The 6,581-nt window shown below is 35.3% G+C and carries 6 protein-coding genes and 1 pseudogene; 6 read left to right on the top strand and 1 reads right to left on the bottom strand.

Annotated features, from left to right (window positions below):
- The 5 genes and pseudogenes from RT405_RS10695 to RT405_RS10675 form a co-directional block, all read left to right on the top strand.
- A pseudogene (locus tag RT405_RS10695) lies at positions 1–376 on the top strand (hypothetical protein); the annotation flags it as partial.
- 61 nt (positions 377–437) lie between these two features.
- Entirely contained in the window at positions 438–1,550 is a 1,113-nt protein-coding gene (locus tag RT405_RS10690; protein ID WP_313469616.1) for a glycosyltransferase, read from the top strand.
- A gap of 4 nt (positions 1,551–1,554) precedes the next feature.
- Positions 1,555–2,526 (top strand): beta-1,6-N-acetylglucosaminyltransferase, encoded by a 972-nt coding sequence (locus tag RT405_RS10685; protein ID WP_313469615.1) that lies wholly within the window; start codon positions 1,555–1,557, stop codon positions 2,524–2,526.
- Between the two features lie 84 nt (positions 2,527–2,610).
- Positions 2,611–3,582: a glycosyltransferase gene (locus RT405_RS10680; protein ID WP_313469613.1), complete on the top strand. Its 972-nt coding sequence runs from the start codon at positions 2,611–2,613 to the stop codon at positions 3,580–3,582.
- A gap of 174 nt (positions 3,583–3,756) precedes the next feature.
- Positions 3,757–4,305 carry a dihydrolipoamide dehydrogenase gene (locus tag RT405_RS10675; RefSeq protein ID WP_313469612.1) on the top strand — a complete coding sequence of 183 codons (549 nt, stop codon included), beginning with the start codon at positions 3,757–3,759 and terminating at the stop codon, positions 4,303–4,305.
- A gap of 48 nt (positions 4,306–4,353) precedes the next feature.
- On the opposite strand, the gene RT405_RS10670 is transcribed toward RT405_RS10675, so the two are convergent.
- Positions 4,354–5,025 (bottom strand): deoxynucleoside kinase, encoded by a 672-nt coding sequence (locus tag RT405_RS10670; protein ID WP_313469611.1) that lies wholly within the window; start codon positions 5,023–5,025, stop codon positions 4,354–4,356.
- A gap of 414 nt (positions 5,026–5,439) precedes the next feature.
- Between RT405_RS10670 and RT405_RS10665 the strand changes: the two genes are divergently transcribed.
- Complete coding sequence (locus tag RT405_RS10665) at positions 5,440–6,327, top strand: general stress protein (RefSeq protein WP_313469610.1); 888 nt, start codon at positions 5,440–5,442, stop codon at positions 6,325–6,327.
- Positions 6,328–6,581 lie beyond the last annotated feature (254 nt).

Genomic DNA, 6,581 nt, shown 5'->3' with positions numbered 1-6,581 from the left:
AATTTTAGCTAAATACTATGGAATTTCAGGGATTTTATTGGGAACTTTTATTAGCAGTATGACAACTGTTTTTTGGATTGAGCCGTTAGTCTTGTATAAGAATGGGTTTAAGCGCAGTGTTTTTGACTATTTTAAACGTTATGTAAAATATGCTGGAGCCACGTTCTGTGCGGCAGTCTTGACAAGCCTGGCCGGTTCGTTTGTAGGAGAACAAGGGATAAATCCTTTTATCTTTAAAGCATTTATGTGTTTGATTATTCCAAATACTTTCTTCCTGTTGCTTTTTTATCGGGCTGATGAGTTCAAATATGTAATGGAAATGCTGAGAGGGCTGTTTAAAAGAAAAAAATTAGCTAAAGTAAACCATTCAGAATAAACCTTCCAACAACTAGCTTTATGATGGTTTTAAGAGAAGACGATCCAAAGGAGGAAATTAAATGTCACAGCCAAAAATCAGTATTATTTTACCTGTTTACAATACCGAACAGTTTCTTGATACTTGCTTAACCAGCATTTTAAATCAAACATTTAAAGAGATTGAAGTAATTTGTGTAGACGATGGTTCTCCTGACAATAGTTTACGTTTCTTAAAAAAAATGGCTAAAAAGGATGAACGAATAAAAGTAATTAGTCAGCAAAATCAAGGAGTCTCTGAAGCTAGAAATCATGCTCTACAATACGTTAACGGAGAATTTTTAATGTACATTGATAGCGATGACTGGATTGAGCTGGATACTTGTGAAATAGCCTATCGTGCGGCTTTGGAGGAGAAAGCAGACGTTGTCTTATGGTCTTACATCAGGGAGTATGTCAACAATCCTAAACCTAAAGAAATATTTAAACAAGAAAAGATCGTTTTCGAGCAGCCGGAAGTAGCTTCAAATCTGCATAGACGGATGGTTGGATTAGTAGGAAAAGAACTAGAAAAACCGGAAAATGCTGATGCTATTGTAACTTCTTGGGGGAAATTATATAGAACAGCTCTTATCAAAGAAAACCAAATCAAATTCATCAATACAAAAATTATCGGTACAGAAGATGCCTTGTTTAATATATATGTTTTTGGTTATGTCACAAAAGCCGTTTATCTTAATCGCCATTTGTATCACTACCGGAAAGATAATGAAATTTCTTTAACTTCTCTTTATAAAGAACGACTATTTACTCAAACTCAAATGAAATTTGATTTAATAGAAAAGTACCTCTCTGAATTCAATCTTAATGAGGATTATGTAACAGCGTTAAACAATCGTATAGCTCTATCTTTGATTGAGTTAGGCTTAAATGTTTTAATGAGCGAACGAAAAATGATTGAAAAGGTAAGAGAATTAAAAAAAATATTATCAACTGAACGGTATAAAACAGCGTACCAACAATTAGACAACCGCTATTTTCCGATTCATTGGAAAGTCTTTTATCGCTGTGCTGAATCTAACTTTGCTACCGGAGTGTATGGGCTTATTTGGCTTATTAGTAAATTGAGAAACGGCAATCGTCCAACAAAAAATACTGGTTCTATCCATACTCCATTGCAAACGGAAATGAGGTGAAAAAGTGAATACTAGACACGCTTACCTGATAATGGCTCATCATCAATTTGATGTATTGGAGCACTTAATTTCTCAATTAGATGATGAAAGAAATGATATTTATCTTCATGTTGATAAAAAAGTTAGTCATTTTGATTTTAAAAAGATTCGTTCGCTTGCTTTAAAATCATCGGTTTATTTTGTTCCTCGAATCAATGTAAATTGGGGAGGATACAGTCAAATTCAATGTGAACTGATTTTATTGAAGGCAGCAGTCCAACGAAATTATCGTTATTATCACTTGTTGTCTGGTTCTGATCTGCCTTTAAAGACACAAGATGAAATCCATACTTTTTTTCAATACTATGATGGCATCGAGTTTGTTCACTTTTCAAATGAGACTAAACCGGAGATGAAAAAAATTTACTCACGTATTTCACGCTATCATTTGTTTCAAGATACCGTTTCACGGTTTCCTTTTAAAGGGCTGCGGTTTTATACTACTGCTCTGGACAAAGGTGTTTTGCTTTTTCAACGAATCATCAGAACCAATCGGTTAAAGCAGGCATCGTTTACTTTAAAATTCGGGTCTTCTTGGTTTAGTATTACCGATGAATGTGCCAATTTTGTTATTTCAAAAGAACCATGGATCGAACAATTCTTTTCCCGTTCTAAATGTGCAGACGAATTGTTTTTACAAACGTTACTCTATCACTCTCCTTTTAAAAAACGATTAGCCGTTAAAAGAAACGATCAGGAACAATACAGCAATATGCGCAAAATCGATTGGGGAAAAAAGCCGAAAAGAAAAAATCCTTCTATTTGGACAGGAACTGATTATGGAAATTTAGTGTCTTCTGACGCTTTATTTGCCCGGAAATTTGATTCAGCGGTTGATTCAACTGTCATTGAATCCATATGTATGTATTTGGATAGTAAAAAATTCACGCAACAAAAGATGAGTGAAAGACAAGAACAAGATGTACTCAATAGTTGATAGGCAAATATTGAGTACATCCATTTTCTCGGTAGATGAAAGAAGGATTACATAGTCAAATGAAACGAGTAAGGAGGCCGTTGCATGATATCCATTATTGTTTCAATTTATAATGCTGAAAATTATCTGTCTAAGTGTTTGAATGATTTAAGATACCAAACGTATCATAAATTGGAAATTATATTAGTGAATAATGGTTCAACAGATGCAAGCGGAGAAATATGTGAACGATTTTCCCGCGCGGACCCTCGTTTCAAAGTCATTCATAAAAGTAATTATGGGATATCTGCTGCTTACAATGCAGGTTTATTGATTGCCAGTGGGAAATACGTCAGTTTTGTCAATGCATTAGATCGAGTAGATGGGATGATGTTTGAGAGCTTGCTCTCATTAAGTTTAAAGACAGGGGCAGATATGGTTATTTGCAGCTATATTGAAGAGACTCTCCATCATTCTAGTAAGCCGCTCAAACCCTATCGTATTCAAGAATGGTCTTCTTCACAAGCTATTCAGCAGGAGATCAATCGGGAAACAATGCAAGGATTTATGAACAATAAATTGTTTATGATGGATTTATTTAAAGAATCTATTACGCTTCGGTTTAATCCATCTATTTATTTTTTTGAAGATTTGCTTTTGTGTATTGAATGTATGCTGAAAAGTAAAAAAATTATTTACACATCAACGTCGTACTACCATAGTTTCAAGAATCGTTACCCGTTAAAAACGTCCTTATCGCTTATGGAATGGAAAACAGGTTTAACGGCATTATTAACGGTGATAGCTTTAGGCGAGTCTTTAGAAGAGAGTAATGTGACGATACTAAAGGAACGTTATACCGCCTTGAATTTAGAATTATTGATGCAAGCTTATGACCAAGCTACTCGTGATCAGGGAATCATTAATGAGCTCAAACATAATTTATACCGCTATAAATTAACAGAGCTAAAGAATAAAAAGTTGCGTATGGCTTGTTTAACTGCTCGTAATAATGTGAGATTCAGCTATTATATATGGAAGCGGTCAAATAAAAAATCGTTAATAAGCATAAAATAGACTAAGCAGGGGTGTTCATTTTATTTTCTCTTTAACAAATGAAACCTTCTTGAAAGACCAAAGCCAAAGCGGATGCCTTGGCTTTTTTTCAGTAAAAAAGCTATAAAAAAAGAAGAATGGAAAAACATATGGTAAACTAGAAAGAAAAGCAGGGAATAAAGGGAGCGAATCAGGTTGAAGCTACATACTAGTTATCCAACAAAATGGATTGGTTTAAAACCAGTACAATTTCGTAAATACCGCACATGGATCAACAACCAAAAGCCGGGTATTTGTGGTACATATGTCAGTGCTGTCTTATTGCATGACACTTATTTGCATCGATATGGGGTCGATATTTCTAAAGAAAAATTATTAAAAGGATTAAAATCAGTGGTTGATGACACTTTTCCTTATCGAGGCACTTTTCCATGGGATTTGTGGCATGGATTGAATACGGTCTTAAAAGGCAATCCAGATTATCAAGCAAAGATGCTGTTTGTTCCCGACAAAAAGGTAGTTGAATTATTAAACCAACCAGATCCAATGCCGGTAGCTGTTGGAACTGCTCGGTTATTAGGAAGCCGGTATAAAAACCATTGGGTATTGGTCTATGCTTATGGCTACAATAAAAACGGGAAATTGTTTTTTAAAGCTTACGATAACCACGGTCGAAGTACGGCTATTTTACCAGCCTCGCAAACGTTTGGCTGTGTTTGGCTGAGCGCAAAAAACAAGCACTGAAGTAAACTTCAGTGCTTGTTTTTTTGATGTGGTAGAGGCTGAATTGTTTTATCTGATACTGACTGCTTCAGAACGTACTTCATTTAAGCGATCATTTACTATGGCAATAATTTTTTCGGCATCAGCCGGGTTTTCTAAATCGTGCTTATCGATATCAATAATGAGAGTTGGACTTTTATCATAAGAGGCGAACCAGCTGTCATATTGGCTATGAAGATGAGTGTAGTAGTCTAACAACCCTTGATTGCCTTCGATTTGTTCAAAGACGCGTCCGCGTTTTTCGATTCGATTAAGGACTGTGTTCAACGATCCACGAAGATAGATCAACAAATCAGGCGATTTTTTTGGCATACCATCCAATTCTTCCATCATGTTATCTAACAGGTCCAAATAAGTATCCATTTCGGCATCACTCATATTGCCTTCTTCATAATTAATTTTTGTGAATAAAGCATCTTCGTAAATTGAACGGTCTAACACGTTGTTTTCATGTAGAAAGGCAGCTTTGATACTGCGGAAACGACTATTTAAGAAATAAATTTGTAGAGAAAAAGCCCATCTTTTCGGATCCTCATAAAATTTTTCTAAAATGCGGTTATCGTCTACACTTTCATAAAAAGCTTCACTTCCTAACGCCTCAGATATTAATTTTGTATAAGTACTTTTACCAGCACCTATCATACCAGCTAAAACAATCACAGCTTTTTGTTCCCCTTTCACTTGACGGTCACTCTCCTATCAAAGACCGGTGTCGTCTTCGTTGATTTGCATTTATTAGTATACCATAATTTCTAAAGCGAAACGGTCAGAAATTTTGTTTATTTGTTATTTCTTGTTTAGTTTTGAACAAACCATGACAAGACTAAGTTGTTTATTTAGATGGGAAAACGGTATGAATAACTTATCCTATTTGTTTTGTAAGTTGTCGACTATTTTAGCGTAATGACGAGTTGGATCATTTAAATCTTGCTTGAATGCAGTTAAAAATAACGGATCTAAGGGCTCTTCTTTGATTGCCCATTTAGTTTTTGCTATTATTAAGTGAGAAGGAAAGCGCCTTATTTAAATAGCAGACGACTTTTCGCAGTTACTGATCAATAGAATGATGAAAATTGGGAATGGAGTGTGAAGATTATGGATAGACGCGTAGAAGGAACGTATACCTCAACAGATGAAGCAGTAAAAGCTGTTGAACGTTTATTAAATGAGGGGTATGTGGCTGATGAGATTTTAATTATCACAGACAACAACCACGAGAATGAATTAGAAGATTTGACATTAGTGGATGTGGAAGCAGTAGAGGCTGAAGAGGAAGAGTCTCTATGGGACAAGATTAAAGATACGTTTAATTTTGGAAACTATAATGAAGGAAATGACGCAAATCCTTTAGTGGAATATGGAATAGATGCCGAAGCTGCGGAGCACTTTAATGAAGCTTTAGAAAATCGAGAAACAATTATTTTATTAGACAGCACTGCTCCTGCTAACATTGAACACTTATCTACTGTTAATGAAGAAGTATTAAATGGAGAAGGGATGGAAGATACAGAAATGGCTCCTGATAATGAAAATAAAAATGAAGATGTGGAACCTAGTGAAGTTGAAACTAAAGAAGCAATGAAGCCGGAATCTGGTGAAGAAGAACAATTTGACCCTTCAAAAGCTCAATCAGCAAGAGAAGACGTAGCTGGAACTTCAGTGGCCTCTTCGCCTGATAAAGGGCAAAGACAAGATGAAGCTGGTGAGCCGATCGATAAACATAAAAATTCAGTAGAAGGATTGCCACAGTTGACAGGCGATGAACAAACAGTTGAAGCTGATGAGTCAAATCATGTTTATCCAGACAACATCAGTAAAGGGGTTGTGGGCGAAGATACTGCAAAAAATTCCCCGCTTAATGCTGAGCCTAGACAAGAGGAACATCCGGATGCTCATAAAAATATACCTGAAAGTGATGCATATTATGGCGACAAATACGAAGATGCCGGTGGAAAAACGATTAAAGATGATGAAAAGAAATAAAATGGATAAAAGGCTCGATAAAAAATTAACCGAGCCTTTTATTTTTTAAAGAAAATAAAAAATAGAAAGGGCGAGTGTTCTTTTTTGAATCCGCTTTTTATATTTGATACGATAAAGTCGAAGGAAAAAATAGATTTAAGAAGGTAGGGATAGAAATGAGTGAAGAAAAAGTAGAAACTCAACAACCTAAAGAAGGCTATTTAATGGATGATGAAAGTAAAAACGTTGATCCGATTCCTCAAACAGAAAGTTCA

It is taken from the genome of Carnobacterium sp. (assembly GCF_032094055.1).
Lineage (GTDB): Bacteria > Bacillota > Bacilli > Lactobacillales > Carnobacteriaceae > Carnobacterium_A.
Note: the sequence above shows the minus strand (reverse complement) of the source record. Positions and strands in the feature narration are given on the sequence as shown.